Below are 21398 nucleotides of genomic sequence, written 5' to 3'. Positions count from 1 at the left end.
AATTTTAATTAGTGAAATTTTAATTAGTGAAATTTTAATTAGTGAAATTTTAATTAGTGAAATTTTAATTAGTGAAATTGTTGATTATCCGCGAATACTTTCAAAGAACCTCCTTATATTGCAGAGATCCTCAGGTTTTCCCAGAAGGATGCAGGCATCTTTTGCATGAAGGATGAAATTGCCTTCTGGAGTGTAAATCAGATCCGAGCCTCTGCGAACCGAAAGTACTGTAACTCCGTGCTTTGTCCTGAAATTCAGGTCTGCAAGGGCTTTTCCATCGAAACTTGAACCATCCTCTACTTTGAGAACCTGAATATCAACTCCCGGAAGCCCGTCTTTTATATTGAACTCGCTATCACCACATGTATTCCCGGACAATTTCCGCAGCATCCGGTAGCCATTAGCTCGCACATCATTTACGAGTTTTTCAATGTCTTCTCTTGGAACCAGATACTTTTCCAGCACGCGGACAAAGATTTCTACTGAAGTTTCATACTCCTCGGGGATGATTTCATCAGCTCCCAGGGAATTAAGGCGTTTCATTTCCTGTAGATCTCTCACCTTTGCGATGATGCAGATGTTCGGATTCAATTTTTTTGCAATTTCTACTATCTTACCTGTGGCATTTGAATCCGATATCCCTATAATAAGAACTCTTGCATTCTTAACGCCTGCATGTTCCAGTACAACCTCAAAGGTTGCATCTCCATAGTGGATGTTCTCCCCTTTCTGCTTTTCCTGGACAACAGTTTCAGGGTTTGCTTCTACGATAATATAAGGGATGCCTGCTGCTTTTGCAGCCTTCGATACTGTTCTTCCGGAAAAACCAAAACCTACGATGATTAACTGATCTTTCATTTCAGGCTCGGCCTGTTCTTCCTCTTTAATAGGTTTTGAATATAATCCATGTATTAGCTTCATGCCATTGGTTGTTTCTGAAACTTTTGTGACAAGGAAATCGATAGGCTTGTAGGAAGAATTAATCAAAAAAGGCGTAACTCCCATGGTAATTATAGAAACTGCAAGAAACGCCTGGTAAGTATCTTCAGTCATGAGAGAATATTCCACCCCCAATCGGGATAGAACAAAAGAAAATTCTCCTACCTGAGACAACGCAAACCCTGTCAATATAGCTGTACGGAGCGGGTAGCCGAGAAGAAATGTTATAGTCACTCCTGCTATTGATTTGATAAAAATTAAGACAATTGAAGCAAAAATCAGGATAGAGAGATGATCAAGCAAATATCCGATGTTCAAGAGCATCCCTACAGACACAAAAAAGAAACTCATGAACATATCTCTCAAAGGTACAATATTGCCCATTGCTTGCTGGCTGTATTGGGAACCTGATATGACAATCCCAGCTAAAAACGCGCCAAGAGCAAGAGACAGTCCGATACTTGAGGTAAAGAGAGCGGTAGAAAGGCAGATAAAGACAACACTGACAAGGAATAACTCTTTATTGCCTGTCCTGCCCACATGGTAGAATATATAGGGAATCAAAAATTTGGCACTCAGGATAAAAACCAGAATGACCAGTGAACCTTTGAGAAAAACGGTTGAAAGCGAACCTTCAAAATTTAGAGAATCTCCAGCCAATAACGGGGTAATCAGAATTAGGGGAACGATAGCGAGGTCCTGAAATATCAAAATTGCAAGTGAGGTTTTCCCATGTTGTGTATAAACTTCGTTTCTGTCCTGGAGGACTTTGAGTACTATTGCAGTACTGCTAAGCGAAATTAAGAATCCTATAAAGGCAGATGTAGCTGAGCTGAAGCCTAGAGAAGAACATAATATGAGGACCAGAAACGTAGTTAAAAGGATCTGGAGAGTTCCACCCAAAAATAAAGCCTTTTTCATCTTCCATAGTTCTTTTAAGGAGAGGTCAACTCCAATTGTAAAGAGCAAAAAGATTACACCGAGATCGGCATTCAGTTCATTCTGTCCTCCATTGAGAATACCAAGCCCATATGGACCAATCAGCATTCCGGTTACAAGAAAACCGAGTACAGGAGGGACTTGAAATCTGTAGAAAATCGTGAGAATCAAAATAGCAAAGCCAAGAAGTACGTCAACGTTTGCCAGTAAAGAGGATACCATTTATTTTGCTCCTCCATATGTTGAAATAGGGCTATTTGAGCCTTTAGAATTCTTGAAAAACCTAAGATAGACCCGAGAACTAAGTATTAAGATTATACTCGTCAGCTCCAAAATTTTGCAACTGTTCAATAACAATATTTATTAAAAGATATAGTATTTTCGGTTCTAGGCCAAATTCTCATAAATCCAGGAAACTGCTTTCATGGCATCTAAAACTAAGAAAAACTAATGAAATAAAGTGAGATTTAAAGTGAAATTTAGAGTGAACAAAAAGTGGAATTTAGAATGAACAAAAAGTGAAATTTAGAATGAACAAAAAGTGAGATTTAAAGTGAAATTTAGAGTGAACAAAAAATGAAATTTAAAGTGAAATTTAAATACACTGACTAAATATTAAATTAAAGAGTCAATACGAGATTGAAAAGTAAAAATTAATTATGTTGAGCATATGGAATAAATGAATGATCAGGTTGCTCTTCCATGTTGACAGAAATGATTATTTGGATTTGCATTTTTGAGATCATATTCCTTCCAGACTTCACATGAACTGCAGATGCATTGTCTATCAAAATCAAGATCCTGACATGTGGCAGGACCTTCCGAGCAATAAACTCCCGGAACTTTCTCGGGATCCGGAACCTCACCTGCAGGCGCATTCTTCAATGCCTGTTTTACACTCTGACCTTCACTCTGCGCACATCGACTATTAGCCTGAACCGGACACTGCGAGCATCTACACCTGTTAATATTTTCTTTTACATAAGGAACCACAAACTCCGTTCCTCTTTCAAAAGTTACATTCCTGTCTCGCGGTGTTATGTTCTTCTCTTCGGTTGGTGCATCTCTTCCCATATTCTATTACCCCCAAACTTAATACTCAAATTGGTTTTTATTCCCCAAGTAATTATAGAACCAGTTTTAGAATTTTTAGTTCATTATAAATTTAGAGGTCTGGAGAATAAAAGCCTTTTCAGTTACAGAACGAGTATAGAGTAATCACAGAGCGAGTATGTAGTAGTGATCTTAAGAGACTACTGCATTTAAGGTTATTTCGTTTCAGGTTATTTCGTTTCAGGTTATTTCGTTTCAGGTTATTTCGTTTCAGGTTATTTCGTTTCAGGTTATTTCGTTTCAAGTTATTTTGTTTTAGGTTATTTCGTTTGAGGCTATTTCGTTTGAGGCTATTTCGTTTCAGGTTATTTCGTTTGAAGTCACTGCAATTGAAAGAAAACAGGTTTCAATTGAAATATATTGGAAAAGCAGGACGATAATTAGAATTGTTGATTGCACTGAGAAGCGAAAAAGTAAAAATCGGAGGGTTGTGGACGGTAAAACCGTTTCCTTCTCTGAGGTAGTAGGTGATACAGATTAATAGACTATGTGATCTCAATTATGGGAGTCTTCAGCCTCCTTATCTTCCGAACTGACAACCGGATACCCTGCATTAATCCAGGCATTAATACCTCCTACCATACTATAAACCTGTGAATATCCTGCGTTTACAAGCATTATACCTGCGGTATCACTTCTGCGTCCTGTTCTGCAGTAAACCAGTATTTTCTTCTGAGGAACTTCATCTATACGAGCCTTGAGCAGCCTATCCGAACTCAAATTTGATCCAAAGGCATTGCTTACCGGAATCAAGGTCGCTCCTTTGATATGAGATGAGTTAAACTCATCAGGCGTTCGAACGTCAAGTACGAATACGTCGCCTTTCTCAATCATCTCTTTTGCTTCCTGTACACTTACGTTCTCAAGCCCTGAGGTGTTTTCCTTTCTCTGTTCCGAAAAGATTAAAAGTGCTACCAGAAGCAGAAAAATAAGAGCACCAAAATGCATCAAATTTCCTTTATTCAATCAAACTCCTCCAGCGCTGTATATTTGAGACTTTGAAAAGTTAATGGATACATTTATTTCTTTGTCATATGCACACAGTTTCTATGAACTACTTGTTTCTATAAAAATTACTTTCCAGATACAACTCTATTTCTTAAATAAACTAAGCCAATTATAAACTAATCCAATTTTCACTTTATATTTTTTTTTATTTTTATTGGTGATCTCCAGTCTAGCAGTTTATCGAGTAAACCCCGAATCAAAAAATATAGCACTAAAGGATGAGCTAAATTTGGTCAAAAAAATTAATTGAGAGTTAAGAGATAAATCCTGTATAAATTAAATCAGTAACAGGAAAAATGTAACACTAACCATCAGTTACAAAGTAGAAGTTAGCAGTTTGAGTCTCAGGAATTTATCCTTAATCAAGCTATACCTAAAAGTTAGAAATTGTCCCTAGAAGTTAGAAATTATCCCTAAAAGTTAGAAATTGTCCCCAGAAGTTAGAAATTATCCCTAAAAGTTAGAAATCCGAAAAATTAGAAATCCGATAAGTTTCAAAAAAATACAACAGATTCGTACGATTATGAAATTTATGAAATATAAAACGAGACTCATTCGTAAATGCATTTCGACGACTGCCATCCAGTGTAGGGAAAGAAACTACGCAGTTTAACTAAAGAACCAGTCGCATGAGAATTCAAACTGTCTAATCCATAATTATGTGATAGAGGTACGTGCTTACACCACTACTTAAACGCATAATTTCTGTTAAGAGTACTCCCCATAGAAACTCTAAACTTGAACTATTGAGGACTTAATGGTCCCTGCAGCCTGATGTAAGACATTACGAATGAGTGATAATTTGTTTCATACTTATATCATGAAAGCCTGGTTAATTTCACTAGCAATCAAACCAATCGTCGCTTAATCCATAGAAGCAATCATTTCCGAAGAAGTAATTGGATTCGAAGAAGCTACCTCCAAAGAAGGCTTCGAAGTCAAAGTCACAGTCACATTTATCCTTTTTACAGCATTTATCTTTGTGACCGCATTTATCTTTGTGACCGCATTTATCTTTGCATCCCCAGTCACTGCATTTATCCTTGTCGCAGTTGCAATCATTTTTCCAGTAGCCTGCACTGGCTGACCCAGCTGTAAGAGATGCTACAAAAAAGACCAGCACTAACACACTTATTGTCTTCCTAAGTATTCTCATTTGTACACACTCCTTCAATTTGATACGACTAAGCTGTCGGTGTTTCAACCAGTTTTATCGGTAGATACAGCACTTAAGTATAATTTTATCACTTAGTTATTGACGTTATTCTGAAAGACATATTACTGACAGATTTTGATCTCATTTGATGTGCCGAAAAAATTTGCCGATTAAAATTATCCCAAGTTGCCCCAACAAATAGTACGTACCAACAGGAGATTATACTCAAAGAATATAATAGATATAGAAATATAAATAAGAAACCATTGTTAATTAATAGAATATATTTAATAATATACTATTTACAGCTTGTTTTATACAATTTTATTTTGTATAGCTTATTCTTTTGAGTTGCAATCTTTTTTGTTAAAAGACTTATTTCAAAACCTAATATATACTTAGTTCAAAGAGCGTTTATGCTGGCTCCGCAATTTGAAATTGCCCTGTCAATTTAAGGAATTAAATTAAAAAACGAATTTTAGGCTATGCAATAATCTGCAAATTTTATAGGTTTTTGCCTGATAAATAATAGCTCAGGAATTCGGAAAATAGATAAGAACCAGTAGCAAAAAAGATTGAGAACTTTTGCAAATCTACTTTTTTCCCTTTCTGAAAACCTGTTAATTTTACTGGAAAGGCGCTGTACTTTGCTGCGCAGTTCTTCAATCTCTTTTGAGAACGACTTTTCACTTCCGACAAGAAGGCTTGCAAGGGCCGCAGTTACATAGACGAAAATGTAAAAAGCATAAGCAGATAATAGAAAGGCCAGTATCTTTCCTTCAATGGTTTTTGGCCAGTAATTGCTTCCTGCTGTAATCATAATCATTGCCGTCCACCAGAGAGCATCCGGATAAGAAGTAAAACCTTGCCGCTCAAAATCATACATCCCCGCGGCTCCAAGTAGAGTTATCAAAGTCGTAAGCAGCAGGATATATCCCAAACCCCGCTGCTCTATTATCTGCCGGGCTGTTCTTAAACTCCGATAAAAAGAAGAGAGAACACTGGCCAGATGAAGAGATCTGACATGGCTTGCAAACCTGACCATTTTGAGTCCGCTAAATAGCCTAAGAATTCTCAATGCAGGCAAAAACAGGGAAAGAGCGACAAGCCAGTTTTCCTTTAAATAATCCTTCATTTTCGGGGAAACTACCAGTTCGACAAAAAAATCAATTATAAATATTCCCCAGATAAAAAAACTTAATGTTTGCAATGTAGATGAAAGACCAGACACTAAGTCGATAATAATAAGAATCAGCCATAAAATTGACAGTGACGTGAGAGGAAAATCAAAAAGAGAATCAATCTGGGAAAGTAATTCCATTCGTTCTTCTTTTAATTGCTCTTTATCCATGTGTTTACTCTCATCAATGTATATGATCACATGCAGATTAGTGTACTTCCATTGTAAAAAAGAACTATAATTATAATAAGTATTCTTAGGGCATTCATAGACTTATTGATAAATCTATTTTAGCCTGGAAGTTTGTTTGACGCCCGAATCTCCAGTAAGAGCAGAAATAGATTGGAAGGATGATTTTGGAGATCAGGCAAACATGTCAAGTAGATAATGAACGATAAAAACTAGAAAAATAAAGGAGGAAAGAACTGTAAGTACTATATGTTTGCAGTACTTCCTGAGTAGGATTTTCTAATCAAGCTGACAGGTAATCCTTTCCTTATTCATGCTTCATTACACGAACATTTTACTGATCAATAGCTATTCAACCCAATTTTTCGGTCATGCCCCCATGTTCTTAATCGTAGTCGTGTTTCCAGTAATGTTGCATGTAACGGTTCTGGTTATTATTTGAGTCATGTCATCCATATTTCGGATCATAATCTTTTTTCCGGTTACACCCATTTTTCCGTGCATTCTGGTCATGTTTCCCATTTCTCCGGCCATTCCAGTCATGTCCATATCCTCGAGTACAACTGTGCTTGCGTCCATTCCTCTCAGATAATCCATTTTTTCGGCCATTCCTGGCATAGTATCCATTTTTTCGACCATTGAGGTCATGTTATTCATATCTTTAAATATAATCATGCCTCCGGTCATGTTACACGTCATGGGTCTGGTTATGTTTTCCATTTTTCCGGTTATGTTATCCATTTTTTCGGCCATTCCGGGAATACTAAATATTTTTCCGGCCACTTCTTCCATACTGCCCATGTTTCTGATTATAATCATTTTTCCAGTTAGATCACATGTTATGGTTCCAGTCATATCTCCAGCCGCGAGCACATTCATGTTTTCCATTCTTCCGGTCATGTTCTCCATTCTTGTGGCCATTCCGGTCATGTTTTCCATATCTGTGGTCATATTGCATGTTACAGTCCCAGTCATGGTTCCGACCTTGACTATGGTCATGTTTTGCAGAGTTTCTGATATTCCGGACATGTTCTCCATTCTTGCGGCCATTACACCTTTATCCATTTTTCCGAAAATAACCACTTTTCCGGGCAGATTCTCCATTTTGCCGATTATAAGCGCTTTTTCGGTCATATTTCCAACATCTTTGACTATGACTACCTTTCCGACTATATTAGATGTCATGGGTCTGGTCATGTTCCCAATTTTGGTCATGTTCCCAATTTTGGTCATGTTCCCAATTTTGGTCATGTTCCCCATTTCTCCGCTTATATTATCCATACCGACTATAGCCGCGTTTCCGGTCATGTTGCAGGTAATGGTTTCATCTATATTTCCGGCCAGGATCGCACTCATATTGTTCATATTTCCGGCCATGTCTGTGTCAGTCTGCGCTTGCACAGACACAATGGACAATGTCAGGCATAAAGCTAACAGAGAAACGATTAATTTCATTTTCATTCTTAACCCCCGTATACGAGCTCGACCAGCAGGTCGATTATATATGTTATTATATATGTCAAATTAAATAAAACATAATTTAATATAAATCCAGTAAATAATAAACGGCCCGCTTATAAATAATTAATCTCTATCAACTATACAGATTAGTCTGGTTTTAAGGGTCAGATGGCGTTTTAAAAGTAGTTCTCTGTCACATATCCATAGAGCTCATCCCAAAAATCAAAGCTGTAGTTCTGAATCTTATTTTCTGAATAATTATCGGGCACATGGTCATGAAAATAGTTATGAAACTATTCTAGTTGAAAATAAAGTCGAGAATAAAAGTGATTCTTTTATTCCTCACCAGATAAACGGCACAAGCCGATACCTTACCTTCTTTGTGTATTCTCTATATTCTGGAAGCTCTTCGTAGAGCATCCTGTCTTCGAAGTATGTGCGGAAAACAAAAGCAACAGCAAGTAACAGTGCAGGGATCAGACCGTAAAGAGAACCAATGACTAACGGAGCACAGCCGTAATACAGTATCATGCCGGCATAGCCCGGGTGCCGGATGATAGCATAAGGCCCTGTGATAACAGCCCTATGTTTTCTTTCCTTTTGGATGCGGACTGTAGTTTCAAAAAATTTGTTTTCGACCATTGCCCACGTTACAAAACCCCAGCCCACTATGAAAATTACCACGCCGACAGATAGAAACTCCATCCCAAGGCTTGAAAGCTGGAACCTTCCCACATCAAGTCCGCACACAATAAACATTATGAAAAGAAATATGATATAAAGCACTGCAAATAGCTTATCCCACCACTTCATTTCTCCCCATCTCATTTCACTCCGTGCTCTTATGATCTCAGGATTGAATTTGAGGAAAATAACCATGTTAAAGAGCACCGAGATGAAATAAAGGCTAAAGAAAAACCATGCTCTGGGCAGATCAATCATACCGGCAGAAAGAAAAAACGCTACCATAAACAAGAATAGGCCTGCAATAACCTGTACAGCCCTTTTGACAACTGCCTTCCAGAATAATGCATTTTTTTCCACCACTTCAATCCCAGGTGAAATTAGTTTTAGTGTTCAAAAAGATTTTGATGGTTGCATTAGGGGCTCGGCAGGAATAATAACTTCTAAAAATGAACTTCTAAAAATTAACTTCTAAAAATGGTAGATTCAGAAGTAAGTTTACATTCAGAAGAATAACTTTAATTAAAAATAAGCAGAATAGAGCACGACTTTACTGACAATAACTGGAGTTATTACATGAAAAATATTAAAGACTTTCTTAAGAATGACAATTTTGCTGCAATTTCAGGAATCGAAATTTTAGAAGCCTCTCCAGGATATGCGAAAGCTCGCATGAATATAGAGGAAAAGCACCTTAATGCCTTGAAAACCGTTCAGGGAGGTGCAATATTTACCCTTGCAGATCTCACTTTTGCTGCAGCGTCAAATGCTTACGGCAATGTTGCTGTTGCTATCAATGCAAATATTTCTTTTGTAAAAGCCGCAACAGGCAAGACTCTCACAGCGGAAGCAAAAGAAACCTCAATAAACCCCAAAATTTCAACATATACTGTAAATATAACTGATGATAAAGGAGATCTTGTAGCAATATTCCATGGTATGGGCTACAGGAAAAAGATTTCACTTGATGAGCTTTCCAGCATTTGAATCCAGATGAGTTTATCTCCAGGACTTACGCACTGAAGTACAGAATCAAGCACTTTAGGCGTTGTGACTTGTTTAGTGGTTTAGACAGTTGAGGGTTTGATGCTATTGATTTCTCAGTTCAGCCGCGTAAGTCCCAATCTCAACAAATCAGCAGGGTACTAATAATGCGATCCAAGACTGACCAAAGGAAATTTAGGGGTTTTTGGAGTACGGAAAATTCACTCCAATTTATCAAAAATAATCTCCATTTTTCCCATTTCTCGGGCGAGATTCTTTGAAATCATGCCATTTTCGAGCCAGCAAGCGTTCATTACTGCTGCCGGGACAAGACAGGTAGGTGTAAGGGGCGCTTTAGCTGATTTCTGGCTAAGAATATTTTCGGGACCTCCCATAAGGTCTTTCATTTCCATATCAAAATGCGTGCCCCATTTTCGAAGTTTTTTACATGTAGATTTAATATGTATGTGAGTGCTCTTTCCCTCTTTAGTGGCAATTATCTTTGTCGTATGTCCGCATATTGTATTCAATGAAATCTCTGTAACCATTGTTATCTCTCCTCGTTATTTCCTGGAACGTCGGGTCCTTTTTCAGCATTAAACTTTAAATAGAAAATTAATATTTTAACTTTAACCTGCAAACAGATTCATTCACCTTGGATTCATTCACCTTGGATTCATTCACTTTAGATTTATTTACCAGATTCATTCACCTTATTTTTATATAATTTTTAGCATATGCCTTTTTTCTTCGCCTGCACTTGTGAACTTACTATCATATTTTTATTTACAACTCTCTAAATCTAATCTCCTTTTACAGATACAGGCAGGGTGTAAAATTGAGTTTGATTCTGGCTGGCTGATCGCAAAGTTCTTATACGATTCTATTTGTATTGATTAGTCCATAGCAAATATGCTAGTTAGGTACTCCTGCTAATAAATTAATATATAATCAGAGCATAAGCGATAATTATACTTATACCTGACACGATCACCAGACCAGGATAATCAGGATTACAGTATATTTACAATCGGAAAGTACAGAATTACAATAGCAAAATACATAAATAATCATTAAAGATAAGCATTGATCATAATTTCAATACACAATGAGGTTTTAATATGAGATGGCAAGGTAGCTCCAGAAGAAAAGTGACCGGTGGGAAAGTTATTGCTGCCCGCGGAAAGCGCAAGTTTGAAATGGGCCGTGAGTCTGCAGAAACTCGTATAAGTGAAATAAAGAGGAAAAACGTTCACACTATGGGAGGCAACAGGAAGGTAAGACTTCTTCAGTGCAATATTGCAAACATAACCAATCCCAAAGACGGAAAAACCACTTCTGCTCCCATTGAGACAGTTATCGATAACGTTGCAAACAAACACTATATCAGGCGTAACATTCTGACAAAAGGTTCAGTAATAAGGACTCCTCTTGGAACTGCTAAAGTTACAAGCAGACCAGGGCAAGACGGAGTTGTAAATGCTGTATTAATTGAATAAATAAAATATGATTTATCCCCGAGACAAGGATTATTTGTCAAATTCCCATAATTTTGTGCCGGTGACCAACATGAATGAAAAGATTCGACATATACTGGAAATTCTTGAGAATGATGCACGAACGAGTCCAGAGGAAATAGCATCCCTTACAGATATGTCTGCAGAGGAGGTTTCCCAGGCAATTGCAAAACTTGAAGACACGGGAGTTATCCGGCACTACAAAACCATAGTTGATTGGGATCTGGTCGGGGAGAACTACGTTTATGCCGTTATTGAGCTGAAGGTTACTCTCGAGCGCAATCAGGGCTATCAGGCAATTGCAGAAAGAATCTACAAGTTTCCGGAAGTCAGGTCAGTCAGGCTCCTATCTGGAAACTACGACATATCCCTTACTGTCCGGGGAAAATCGATGAAGGACGTGGCCTTTTTCGTAGCAGAGAAAATTGCAACCCTTGATCAGGTACAGAGCACTTCAACCCACTTCGTACTGAAAACGTATAAAGAAGATGGGGTCATTCTTCATGAACCTGAAACGATTCAAAGGCTACCAGTATCATCCTGATACGAGCCGGTTCAGAACCTGATATCCCTATCCGATTTTATGTTTCATAATACATATATACTTTTTAAAGGGTGTTTTGCTTGAGACCTTCATGTGATTCTTCTAAGTTTGTTGCCGACGTTATTAAAGAAATTCCTCCGTCGGGAATACGCCGTTTTTTTGATCTGGTTTCCGGACTTGAGGATGTAATCTCCCTTGGTGTAGGAGAGCCTGACTTCATTACTCCGTGGCATATCCGTGAGATGTGTATTCATTCTCTGGAAAAAGGGCAAACTTCATATACCTCAAACTACGGGCTTCCTGAGCTCAGGGACGAACTTGCCAGAACTTATTACAGGCGTTATGGTCTGGATTATGACCCTTCATCCGAGATACTCATCACCACAGGTGTGAGTGAAGCTCTGGATATAGCAGTAAGGACAGTGGTCAATCCTGGCGATGAAGTTATTATCGTCCAGCCCTCCTATGTGGCATATGTACCTTCTGTTGTTCTTGCAGGAGGTAAGCCGGTTATCGTTTCCACCCACAGGGATGATGAGTTTAGCCTGACTGCAGAAGCCCTCAAACCTGCAATCACGGACAAGACAAAAGCAATAATTCTCAACTTCCCTAGCAACCCTACAGGAGCGATCATGACACAGGAAGGCCTCGAGGATATTGCCGACCTTGTTGTGGAGAATGATCTGTTTGTTATCTCGGACGAAGTTTACGAGTGCCTTACCTATGAAGGCAAGCATGTTCCGTTATCTTCCCTTGATGGCATGAAAGAGCGGACTGTGATGCTTAATGGGTTTTCCAAGGCTTATGCAATGACAGGACTAAGGCTTGGTTTTGCAATGGGTTCTCCAGAGATTATCCATTCAATGATGATGATCCATCAGTACTCCATGCTCTGTGCTCCTATAACGGCTCAAATCGGAGCAATTGAAGCACTCCGTCACGGTAAAGATGAAATGGGGCGGATGATCCGAGAATATGACCGACGCAGGCATTTTATTGTCAGAGGATTTAACAGGATAGGGCTTGAATGCTGCAACCCTAAAGGGGCATTTTACGCCTTCCCTTATATAGGAAACACCGGGCTCTCTTCTTCAACATTCGCAGAGCGCCTTCTGGACGAAAAGAAAGTTGTGACAATTCCGGGAGATGTTTTTGGTGGGGCTGGTGAAGGCTTCCTGCGCTGCTCCTATGCCGCATCCATAAATGACATTAGAAAAGCGTTAGATAGAATGGAAGACTTTGTGGACGGGTTAAAGCAGTAAACTCAGAAAGTGATCTCCAGTCACTTTTCAAAATTTTCATCAAATCTTTTTTTATTCGGGTCTCTTTATTAACCTGTTCTTCATTATTTGCTTTATTGCTTAAAGTTCGATAGAACTTTGTTTTTTTTGCTTATTTGTTCACATTTGCTTATTTTTAATAACGTTTGTGTATTTTTAACAATATTTGCTCATTTTCAAGTATCGATGACAACTTCTGTTTATTATTCATTACTTTTGATTACTATACTAACGTCCAATTCAATTTTTGAGGACATTTCCAAAGCTCATAAAACCCTGAAACTGCCGAAGTTAGTTAACTATATATATAATTTCCAGGCTCAATTAGCTTGACGTTTATGAAACCCATTATTCCTGAAGATGAGCGTTCTAAAGAACCTCTTGACACTGATAGGGTAATTTATCACCCGGATATGATAAGGGCTAACGAATGGGTCCTGAACGAATATGAGGCTCCGTATAGGGAACTATGTATTTTTGTTCCCTGTGCCAAAAGGAAACCCTATCACGAAAGTCCCTCTCACAAAAAATTCGATCGAATAATCTTTGGGATTGCAAAACCTGAGGATGTACATATAGTAACCTTCGGAACCTGTGGAATTACCCCCAGGGAACTTGATACGCAGTACCCTTTCATGCATTACACATTTATGATGGGCAAATGTAACGTGACGAAAATCAAACGAGATTTTATAAAAATGGAAAGCGAAAGACTTGCCGCTTATCTTGAAAAGACAAGGGAAAATTACAAACACAGAATAGCTTACTGTATCGGAGACTTTCGGACTGCAATGGAAAAAGCCGTAGAAATGGTTGACATAGAAGTTGACATCGTGCCAAGAGAATCAACTATCCAGAAAATGATCCAGCCAGATAAGCCTTTTATTTATAACAGCCTCTCCTCAAAAGAGTATCTTCAGGACTTTTCAGACGCAATTACAGATGCTCTTAAGCTCCCAAAGAGAAAAGTAGGACTTAAAGAAGATCTATCAGTTGATGATGCTGATTGGTACCTCCTTTAAAATGAAATCTCTGTTTTTCTCTTTCTTTTTTAATTTATATGCGTCATAATATTTTTTGACTGTATCTCTTTTTTGTATCTAAGAAAAACATCTTCAAGTGCCAGATTTATATTTAATACAAGCAAGATTTTTCCAGCTTTTCCAGACCTTGTTGAACGTAGTAATGGCGATTTTATTTTCATCATATTGTTTATAGGAGGTGTATTCCTTTTCTTCACATCGGTCATCGGTTAAGGAATTTTCTTGCCAGAAAGCATTGATGTTGCATTCGAAACCAGCCTGCTGAGCGTCCTTCTTAAAAAAAGAAAGCCAAGGAAAGAGAATTAAAATGAGAAATGGGGAAAAGAAAAGGATGTTAATATTCCTGGGTCGAGCGTGACAATACAGGACAGGATTCAAACTGAAGACATTAGAGCCATTTGATTTCATCGTCCTCATTTGAAGCTTTTTTTCTTGATACCCCTTTCCTTTTACCTTTTTTGCTTGAACGGGCTTTTTCCTCTGGTTTCTCAGCGGGTTCTTCAATGTATTTTATAAGAGAGTCGAGGTTCTGTTTTATTTCATATTTATAACTTTTTGGAAGGTCGCCGTAATTTTCAACAGCTTTCAAAGTTTCCTCAAAATAGAACTTTGCAAGGGTCGGATCATTTTCAATGTAGACGGTCCCCATAATAAAATGCAGAGGGAAAAAGTTTTCGTATTTTTCATTGAATTTTTGGTAAAATTCCTGAATTTTTTCAAAACCATCCTTTTCCATAAGTTCCAGGACATAGGATTGAACAAGGTTAACATAATCCGGGCCATTTTCCAGTAAGAAATCAAATTTCTCATCGTCCTCCATTAAAAAGAAACCGGTTTCAAGATCTTCTGCCGTCCTGTCATTTTCAAAAATTTCGTCTGGCCCCAGTACTTCCAATAAGTTTTCATCTTCAAAAAGATCTTCCTCATCAAAGAAATCATCGGTCATTTCTCTTTTCATGAGGAGCATATCAACCTGAGCTCCGGATACGCCCATTTTACTTGCAAATTTTTTGAATTGACTTTCGTATTTTTTCTCTTCATCCTCTGAAAAAAAACCAAGCACATACGTAATCCACTTTATGTAGGCCTGTTTGTCCTTTAGCCAGGACCTGTTGTCAATGACCCACAAAACGTAGTCAAGGACAAGGGTAAATTCATGATCGGTAAGTGGGCTTTCCTCAAGAGGTTCAACCAGGCTATCTACAATTTTCTTTTCAAGAGGCCTTTCAAAAAAACTAATTGGCTTGTTGCGGTTTAGCTTGATATTCTTCAATGCCTTTATGACATCTTTGTCCGTTACTTTCCGGTTTTCGTTGTGGTAATATTCAGCAATTGAAAACTCGATTTCACTCAGATATTCGCTGTACTCGTATTCATTCGTGTAAATGCTTTTCAGTTCCTTTATCTCCGGAGTATCCGGCACGAGAAACTCGGACAGGGATAATCCATCTTCACCAATTTTGCGGTCTTCATCATGATCCATATGACTGCTATCTGTTTGGGGATTTATAACAGTTTCCATGTGTTTTCAGAACTGAGAAGTCATGAATTTCGCCTTATTGTCCGTTTGACGCTTGTCTTTTTGTTCTGAACACATTTTTTAGCAGGTATATGAAATATCCTAAGTGAACATTGTTCATTAATTGTAAGCAAATTTATATATACGATAACTAACAATTGTTAGATAACGCATGTTATTTAATGAGATTCTATCTGTCATCTAAAACAAATGATGAAAAAACAAGACGTATCGGGCCTTTTCGAAAATATAGGAAAAACAGTTCAGTGTTTGCACGGGAGTGTCCGGTCTTGTTTCGTGAACTGGCAATGCAGAAAATCCATACGTGACTTAGCATGAAACCATTCAGGATGCTGTGATTGAATCACTGACTGAAGAATAATATGCTGTATTCATGGAATCTTAGTAAACTTGTGCGTAGCTCAAAAAATAGTAAAAAGTCTTTCAGATTAAAACAATGTTCTGTTATCGAATCGGGGTAAAATCATGAAATCAATACTTTTCGTACTTGCTTTGCTTCTTTTATCGGCCTTCCAGGTCTCTGCAGCAAATGCCACACAGACCAATGGAACAGGTCCAGCCCGCATAGTCGAACTCTACAGCGATCTCGAGTCCTTTGATGTAACACTCTACTCAGCCCAGCCGGAAAAGAACCTGACCCTTGAGACATCCCTTATCAGGCCGGGAAGAGGGAGTGAAGAAGCTATTTCTACACAGGAATTTTTAACTGGCAGTTTTCCTGCGAATACAAGAGTCACGAAAGTTGGCTTCTGGGATGTCAGGAATCCCGAACGTGGAGCTTATACTCTGAGAGCAAGGCTTATGGAACAGGGACAGGTACTCTCAGAATCTAAGTATGAATTTGTTTACGGCAGCAACTCAGCTTCCAGACTTCAGGTAGATGATCTTGTCCCTAACTCCGAAGGAATCTCTGTTGTGCTCTCTCCAAATCAGGCTTCACTTTTTGATATCGAATATATGCTTGTAAACGGGCACGACGTAATCTATGAAACAAAAACCGAAAAGGTATCCTTGACAAGTGTTCCTGAAGCCTTTTCTGCATCCTGGGGTACTCTTCTTGAGAATAATAATGAATATGCCGGAAGAGTAAAGGTCCACGTTTACTCCCCAGACCAGGGGTTTATAGTTTCAACAGAGCGTTTCACTGCCAGAGACAATGCTGAGATTACTGACATCTACGAAGACGAGACCGGGGCAAGTGCAACGGTTTTAGGGCGTTCCCAGGTACCTTTTGAAGGAAATCTGGTTTTTTCAGCATACAAACTGAACGCAAATTCTGAAAAAGGAAATGACGATCTTATTGAGTCTGTCCAGCAAAGAGTTCCAGTGTTGCTGAATAATGATGACGAAACCGTTGAGGTCGCCTGGAAAGAAAGGCTCACTGAAGGAGTTTACAGGCTTAAGATTGAACTTATCGGTAACGACGGAGATGTTATAGAACGCAAGGAAACCATTATTGAGTCTGATCTTTCGCTTATAAATGAAAGTAAGACAGTTCCTGATACAGGAAATGAAACCTCAGACAAAAATGATGGGAATGGTATCACTGGCTCTTCTGTTATTGCAGGAACTACAGGGCTTGCTATGGTTTTTGCCTTTTTTAAAATACATAATAAAAAATCAAAAAGGCCGTGAACCCCATGAGTTATGAACTTTTAATTGCTCTTAGACAGATCAGGGCAAGAAAATTCCAGACCCTACTTTCGGTAGGAGCAATAGCTCTAGCCGTAATGATACTTACAATTTCTCATTCCATTATGGTAGGTGTTACAGAGGATTTTCATAACACATCGGTGGACAAAATTCCTCATGTCCTGGTCTCTCCAGAAGAAGGTGAGGATTACATCTACCTCTACGATACTTTGATAGAAAGGATTGGCTCAATTGAGGGAATTACTGCAGTTTCTCCTTTCCTTACAGGGCAGGCTTCTTTGAAATTCAAGGACAATTCCCTTAATTCTGAGCTTAGAGGTGTAATCCCTTCACAGGAGAATGAAATTGGATCTATCGAAGAAGATATGGTTGAGGGAAGTTTCCAGAAACTGGAATTCTCGAGAAATACAGTGGTTATAGGTTCAAAACTGGCGGAAAAACTTGAGGTTAATCTGGGGGACTCTATAGATGTGTCTTTTCCAAATGCGAATCCTCTCTCTCTCAGAGTTGTGGGGATCTTTCATACCGGGTCTTCTCTTGACGAGTCCCTGACATATACTTCCCTGAATACTGCCCAGCAATTCTATGATGCCTCGAATGTGGTTAATGGGGTTTCTCTCCGTCTCAGTGATTTTAACCGGGATAGGGAAGTCGCAAACGAGATCAAAAAGTTTGGTTATAATGCAGAGGGCTGGACAGAGACATATTCTGCAATCCTCCGCACCCTTGCTATCGAAAGCACAACAGACAACATCATATACGGGCTTGTTGTTGTCATAGCCTCCTTTGGCGTGGTCAGTACACTTAATCTTTCGGTTATCAGTGCAACGAGTCAGATAGGTATGCTTCGAGCTATGGGCGCATCGGTCTCAAGCATCCAGAGAATTTTCGTCTTCCAGAGCGGAATTCTAGGTCTTCTAGGCGCTCTTTTCGGCACTTTTGCAGGAGTCCTTATAGCTCTGGCAATAGGGCAGTATGAGATCCAGCCAGATCCATCCGATGTTTACGGAAATATTTCCTTTATCCCTGTTGCCGTGCACCTTCTGGATACTTTATTCATCATTTTTGCCGTATTTCTACTTAACCTGATTACAGGAGTTTATCCTGCACGGCATGCGGCAAAAGTGGACCCTATAAAAGCTATCACTTCAAGGTGAGTGCAGCATAATGCAATTTCACAGCCCGTTTCATAATTAATTGTAAAGGTGAAAATGCAAGTATCCAGTTGGCTAAAAATCTCATTCAATATACTATTTTAAAAGTTATACAATTACAGTTCCTAAAAACTCTGATACATATTCATATCCAGGAGTTTATTCAGATGTATGAATTGAAAATCGCTTTGAGGCAGGTATTATCCAGAAAAAAGCAGGCCCTTTTTTCTATACTTGCCGTTGCCCTTGCAGTTGCCGTAATCACATTAATGATGGCGTTGCTTTCTGGCTTTCAAGGAGAGCTTATAAAGTCCAGTATTGAGGACAATCCACATATTGTTATCAACCCTCAGGATGAAAAAGAGGAGTTTATTCACCTCTACAAATACAACTCGGCCCTGATCTCCGAAAAAGAGGGAGTTATAGCTGCATCTCCCAAATATATTGGCCAGGTGGCGCTTAAATACAGAGATAATGCCGAAGGAGTTTCTCTTCAGGGAGTTGACCCAGTGGCTGAAGAGGGTGTTATGAGGGTAAGTGAGGATGTTGTGGAAGGTGACTTCACGGCCCTTATTCATACAAGATACGGGATTCTACTCGGGGATCAACTTGCAAAAAACCTTAAAGTCAATGTGGGAGACCGGGTTGATGCTATTTTTCCGGGCTCAAAAACAACTTCTTTCAAGGTCATAGGCCTTTTTCATACTGGAACTTCTGCAGACGAGGTAACAGCCTATGCAAGGCTCGATTCGGCGCAGGATTTTTTCAATGAACCGGGAGTTGTAAGCAACATAGGAGTCAGAGTAGCAGACCCTTTCCAGGCAGACGCCATTGCATCTTCGATTGAAGGAGAAACCGGGCTTGACGCTGTAAGCTGGAGTGAAGCAAACTCTGAAATCCTCAGCTTCTTAGGTATCCAGAAGGTATCTGTAAATATTTTCTATTTCCTGATTTACGCAATTGCAGGCTTTGGAATTGCAAACACTCTGATCACCGTCGTTGCTCAGAGAACAAGGGAAATAGGTATCCTGAAAGCTATGGGAACTTCAAGAAAGAGTATTATGGCTATCTTTCTTTTCCAATCCACGATCATTGGAGTAATAGGCCTGATGTTCGGTACAATTCTTGGTTATATTTCGATAATTGCACTCCAGAACTATGAAATAGAAGTCCCTCCGGAGACGTATTTCGGGCTTCAGACCCTTCCTATTGAAATTGAACCGTTCAATTTCGTGTATGCGGCTCTCTTTGCTTTTATTGTCAACATTTTCTCAGGAATCTATCCTGCGCGGAAGGCTGCAAAACTTGACCCTGTAAAAGCCATTGAAAGTGCCTGAATATAAATTACTCGCATTTCACATGGGTGAAATAAACTGTAAAAGGGGTAATAAACTGTAATAAGAGTGAAATAAACCGTAATAGGAGTGAAATAAACTGTAATATTTGACTTTCGCTTGTAATTTCGTTGTGTTTTATCCCGAAATTTTGTATATTGACTTAAATTTTGTATATTGACTTAAATTTTGTATATTGACTTAAATTTTGTATATTGACTTAAATTTTGTATATTGACTTAAATTTTGTATATTGACTTAAATTTTGTATATTGACTTAAATTTTGTATATTGACTTAAATTTTGTATATTGACTTAAATTTTGTATATTGACTTAAATTTTGTATATTGACTTAAATTTTGTATATTGACTTAAATTTTGTATATTGACTTAAATTTTGTATATTGACTTAAATTTTGTATATTGACTTAAATTTTGTATATTGACTTAAATTTTGTATATTGACTTAAATTTTGTATATTGACTTAAATTTTGTATATTGACTTAAATTTTGTATATTGACTTAAATTTTGTATATTGACTTAAATTTTGTAAAACTCACTCAGTTGAACTGGAAAATAGCATACACAGCAGATTAAACACTTACTGCCTAAATCATTATAGTTTAAGTGAGGAGATGAATAAGTATGACAGAAGAAAGCCCAATTATCGAGCTTAAAGACCTGACAAAGACCTATAAAAACGGAGTGGAGTTTAATGCCCTTGATAATGTGAACCTGAAAATTGAGAGAGGAGAATTCGTTGCAATTGTCGGACCATCGGGTTCAGGCAAAAGTACACTCATGCACCTGATAGGCCTGCTGGACACCCCTAGTTCAGGTACTCTCCTGATAGACAGAAACGATGTAACAAAAATGTCGGATAAAGAACGTTCTGAGATAAGGAACAGGACACTTGGTTTTGTTTTCCAGTATCATCACCTGCTCCCTGATTTCACAGCCCTGGAAAACGTAATGATGCCACTTTTGATTTCTGGGAAAAAGAGGAAAGAAGCAAAGGAAATTGCCGAAAAACTTCTGAAAGAAGTCGGGCTTGAAGAGAGAATGGATCACAAACCTAATGAACTTTCAGGAGGACAGAACCAGAGGGTTGCAATAGCAAGAGCGTTGAGCTGTTTTCCTGCAATCGTGCTCGGGGATGAACCTACAGGTAACCTTGATACAAAAACGGGCGACATGATCTATGAACTTCTCAGGCAGCTGAACAGGGAGTATAATCAGACATTTATCGTAGTTACTCATAGCGAAAGCCTGGCTTCAAAAGCTGATAAAATTATCAGGCTTGTAGATGGAAAAATCACCGTTCAGTAAGGAGAAAAATGTTATAAAATAGCAACTGAACACAAAAAACTTAAAGAAGTAAATCACAAACGGAGATGTGAAATATGACAAGAATTACTAAAAAAGCATGGTTTACCAAGAGAATTCTTGGATGGGGGTATCGTCCCATCAGCTTAGAGGGTTGGCTGGTAACTATAGTAGTTTTAGCTGCGGTTTTTGCCAGTATAGATAATATTGAGAATACGACAACTCGTTATGTCATTCTTGCTGTAATCCTGATAATCTTTCAGATTATTATTTACCTGACTGGTGATTCCCCGGGCTCTGAGGTATTAGATAAGTTAAGGAATAAATAACGGAAGCATGTAAATTACATTG

At 38.4% G+C, this 21398-nt stretch carries 20 protein-coding genes; 10 read left to right on the top strand and 10 right to left on the bottom strand.

What is annotated here, in order from left to right:
• Positions 1–84 precede the first annotated feature (84 nt).
• The 7 genes from MSVAZ_RS13420 to MSVAZ_RS13390 form a co-directional block, all read right to left on the bottom strand.
• Complete coding sequence (locus tag MSVAZ_RS13420) at positions 85–2100, bottom strand: cation:proton antiporter domain-containing protein (protein WP_048121750.1); 2016 nt, start codon at positions 2098–2100, stop codon at positions 85–87.
• A 465-nt stretch (positions 2101–2565) separates the two neighbouring features.
• On the bottom strand, positions 2566–2952 hold the full coding sequence (locus MSVAZ_RS13415; protein WP_048121748.1) for a DUF2769 domain-containing protein: 387 nt from the start codon (positions 2950–2952) through the stop codon (positions 2566–2568).
• Positions 2953–3486: 534 nt separating this feature from the next.
• Positions 3487–3957: a rhodanese-like domain-containing protein gene (locus MSVAZ_RS13410; RefSeq protein ID WP_048121746.1), complete on the bottom strand. Its 471-nt coding sequence runs from the start codon at positions 3955–3957 to the stop codon at positions 3487–3489.
• Between the two features lie 883 nt (positions 3958–4840).
• On the bottom strand, positions 4841–5155 hold the full coding sequence (locus MSVAZ_RS13405; protein WP_156151099.1) for a hypothetical protein: 315 nt from the start codon (positions 5153–5155) through the stop codon (positions 4841–4843).
• Positions 5156–5633: 478 nt separating this feature from the next.
• Positions 5634–6506 carry an ion transporter gene (locus MSVAZ_RS13400; RefSeq protein ID WP_197078770.1) on the bottom strand — a complete coding sequence of 291 codons (873 nt, stop codon included), beginning with the start codon at positions 6504–6506 and terminating at the stop codon, positions 5634–5636.
• 387 nt (positions 6507–6893) lie between these two features.
• Positions 6894–7985, bottom strand: coding sequence for a hypothetical protein (locus MSVAZ_RS13395; protein ID WP_048121742.1), 1092 nt, complete (start codon positions 7983–7985; stop codon positions 6894–6896).
• 342 nt (positions 7986–8327) lie between these two features.
• Positions 8328–9029, bottom strand: a complete 702-nt coding sequence (locus tag MSVAZ_RS13390) for a methyltransferase family protein (protein WP_052725502.1) — start codon at positions 9027–9029, stop codon at positions 8328–8330.
• Positions 9030–9245: 216 nt separating this feature from the next.
• On the opposite strand from MSVAZ_RS13390, the gene MSVAZ_RS13385 reads away from it, so the two are divergent.
• Positions 9246–9656 (top strand): PaaI family thioesterase, encoded by a 411-nt coding sequence (locus tag MSVAZ_RS13385; protein ID WP_048121740.1) that lies wholly within the window; start codon positions 9246–9248, stop codon positions 9654–9656.
• Positions 9657–9874: 218 nt separating this feature from the next.
• Here MSVAZ_RS13385 and MSVAZ_RS13380 read toward each other — a convergent pair whose 3' ends face one another.
• The gene (locus tag MSVAZ_RS13380; protein ID WP_048121738.1) at positions 9875–10201 is read right to left on the bottom strand and encodes a DUF6951 family protein; all 327 of its coding nucleotides are present in this window, start codon (positions 10199–10201) and stop codon (positions 9875–9877) included.
• A 573-nt stretch (positions 10202–10774) separates the two neighbouring features.
• On the opposite strand from MSVAZ_RS13380, the gene MSVAZ_RS13375 reads away from it, so the two are divergent.
• The 4 genes from MSVAZ_RS13375 to MSVAZ_RS13360 all read left to right on the top strand — a co-directional run bounded on the left by MSVAZ_RS13375 (position 10775) and on the right by MSVAZ_RS13360 (position 14016).
• Complete coding sequence (locus tag MSVAZ_RS13375) at positions 10775–11152, top strand: 30S ribosomal protein S8e (protein WP_048121735.1); 378 nt, start codon at positions 10775–10777, stop codon at positions 11150–11152.
• Positions 11153–11222: 70 nt separating this feature from the next.
• On the top strand, positions 11223–11714 hold the full coding sequence (locus tag MSVAZ_RS13370) for an Lrp/AsnC family transcriptional regulator (RefSeq protein WP_048121733.1): 492 nt from the start codon (positions 11223–11225) through the stop codon (positions 11712–11714).
• An 80-nt stretch (positions 11715–11794) separates the two neighbouring features.
• Positions 11795–12976: an aminotransferase class I/II-fold pyridoxal phosphate-dependent enzyme gene (locus tag MSVAZ_RS13365; RefSeq protein ID WP_048121731.1), complete on the top strand. Its 1182-nt coding sequence runs from the start codon at positions 11795–11797 to the stop codon at positions 12974–12976.
• 356 nt (positions 12977–13332) lie between these two features.
• Positions 13333–14016 (top strand): DUF5591 domain-containing protein, encoded by a 684-nt coding sequence (locus MSVAZ_RS13360; protein WP_048121730.1) that lies wholly within the window; start codon positions 13333–13335, stop codon positions 14014–14016.
• A gap of 29 nt (positions 14017–14045) precedes the next feature.
• Here MSVAZ_RS13360 and MSVAZ_RS20490 read toward each other — a convergent pair whose 3' ends face one another.
• Both MSVAZ_RS20490 and MSVAZ_RS13350 read right to left on the bottom strand, forming a co-directional pair.
• Complete coding sequence (locus tag MSVAZ_RS20490; RefSeq protein WP_156151098.1) at positions 14046–14243, bottom strand: hypothetical protein; 198 nt, start codon at positions 14241–14243, stop codon at positions 14046–14048.
• Positions 14244–14425: 182 nt separating this feature from the next.
• On the bottom strand, positions 14426–15520 hold the full coding sequence (locus MSVAZ_RS13350; RefSeq protein ID WP_048124054.1) for a hypothetical protein: 1095 nt from the start codon (positions 15518–15520) through the stop codon (positions 14426–14428).
• A gap of 522 nt (positions 15521–16042) precedes the next feature.
• Here MSVAZ_RS13350 and MSVAZ_RS13345 point away from each other — a divergent pair.
• From MSVAZ_RS13345 to MSVAZ_RS13325, 5 genes are all read left to right on the top strand, one after another.
• A complete protein-coding gene (locus MSVAZ_RS13345; protein WP_048121726.1) occupies positions 16043–17212 on the top strand; it encodes a hypothetical protein in 1170 nt (389 codons plus the stop codon).
• Between the two features lie 5 nt (positions 17213–17217).
• Complete coding sequence (locus MSVAZ_RS13340; protein WP_048121723.1) at positions 17218–18387, top strand: ABC transporter permease; 1170 nt, start codon at positions 17218–17220, stop codon at positions 18385–18387.
• Between the two features lie 164 nt (positions 18388–18551).
• On the top strand, positions 18552–19721 hold the full coding sequence (locus MSVAZ_RS13335) for an ABC transporter permease (RefSeq protein ID WP_048121721.1): 1170 nt from the start codon (positions 18552–18554) through the stop codon (positions 19719–19721).
• A 645-nt stretch (positions 19722–20366) separates the two neighbouring features.
• Positions 20367–21050, top strand: a complete 684-nt coding sequence (locus MSVAZ_RS13330; RefSeq protein ID WP_048121719.1) for an ABC transporter ATP-binding protein — start codon at positions 20367–20369, stop codon at positions 21048–21050.
• A gap of 74 nt (positions 21051–21124) precedes the next feature.
• The gene (locus MSVAZ_RS13325; protein WP_048121716.1) at positions 21125–21376 is read left to right on the top strand and encodes a hypothetical protein; all 252 of its coding nucleotides are present in this window, start codon (positions 21125–21127) and stop codon (positions 21374–21376) included.
• Positions 21377–21398: the final 22 nt, after the last annotated feature.

The sequence above is a fragment of the Methanosarcina vacuolata Z-761 genome, assembly GCF_000969905.1.
GTDB classification, from domain to species: Archaea; Halobacteriota; Methanosarcinia; order Methanosarcinales; family Methanosarcinaceae; genus Methanosarcina; species Methanosarcina vacuolata.
Note: the sequence above shows the minus strand (reverse complement) of the source record. Positions and strands in the feature narration are given on the sequence as shown.

Bases quoted from the DNA above. Each gene is read 5' to 3' on its own strand.
- MSVAZ_RS13415 (WP_048121748.1), bottom strand. From the start codon at position 2,952: ATGGGAAGAGATGCACCAACCGAAGAGAAGAACATAACACCGCGAGAC.
- MSVAZ_RS13400 (WP_197078770.1), bottom strand. From the start codon at position 6,506: ATGGATAAAGAGCAATTAAAAGAAGAACGAATGGAATTACTTTCCCAG.
- MSVAZ_RS13370 (WP_048121733.1), top strand. From the start codon at position 11,223: ATGAATGAAAAGATTCGACATATACTGGAAATTCTTGAGAATGATGCA.
- MSVAZ_RS13350 (WP_048124054.1), bottom strand. From the start codon at position 15,520: ATGGATCATGATGAAGACCGCAAAATTGGTGAAGATGGATTATCCCTG.
- MSVAZ_RS13360 (WP_048121730.1), top strand. From the start codon at position 13,333: ATGAAACCCATTATTCCTGAAGATGAGCGTTCTAAAGAACCTCTTGAC.
- MSVAZ_RS13375 (WP_048121735.1), top strand. From the start codon at position 10,775: ATGAGATGGCAAGGTAGCTCCAGAAGAAAAGTGACCGGTGGGAAAGTT.
- MSVAZ_RS13345 (WP_048121726.1), top strand. From the start codon at position 16,043: ATGAAATCAATACTTTTCGTACTTGCTTTGCTTCTTTTATCGGCCTTC.
- MSVAZ_RS13420 (WP_048121750.1), bottom strand. From the start codon at position 2,100: ATGGTATCCTCTTTACTGGCAAACGTTGACGTACTTCTTGGCTTTGCT.
- MSVAZ_RS20490 (WP_156151098.1), bottom strand. From the start codon at position 14,243: ATGACCGATGTGAAGAAAAGGAATACACCTCCTATAAACAATATGATG.
- MSVAZ_RS13405 (WP_156151099.1), bottom strand. From the start codon at position 5,155: ATGAGAATACTTAGGAAGACAATAAGTGTGTTAGTGCTGGTCTTTTTT.
- MSVAZ_RS13325 (WP_048121716.1), top strand. From the start codon at position 21,125: ATGACAAGAATTACTAAAAAAGCATGGTTTACCAAGAGAATTCTTGGA.
- MSVAZ_RS13335 (WP_048121721.1), top strand. From the start codon at position 18,552: ATGTATGAATTGAAAATCGCTTTGAGGCAGGTATTATCCAGAAAAAAG.
- MSVAZ_RS13380 (WP_048121738.1), bottom strand. From the start codon at position 10,201: ATGGTTACAGAGATTTCATTGAATACAATATGCGGACATACGACAAAG.
- MSVAZ_RS13340 (WP_048121723.1), top strand. From the start codon at position 17,218: ATGAGTTATGAACTTTTAATTGCTCTTAGACAGATCAGGGCAAGAAAA.
- MSVAZ_RS13385 (WP_048121740.1), top strand. From the start codon at position 9,246: ATGAAAAATATTAAAGACTTTCTTAAGAATGACAATTTTGCTGCAATT.
- MSVAZ_RS13330 (WP_048121719.1), top strand. From the start codon at position 20,367: ATGACAGAAGAAAGCCCAATTATCGAGCTTAAAGACCTGACAAAGACC.
- MSVAZ_RS13395 (WP_048121742.1), bottom strand. From the start codon at position 7,985: ATGAAAATGAAATTAATCGTTTCTCTGTTAGCTTTATGCCTGACATTG.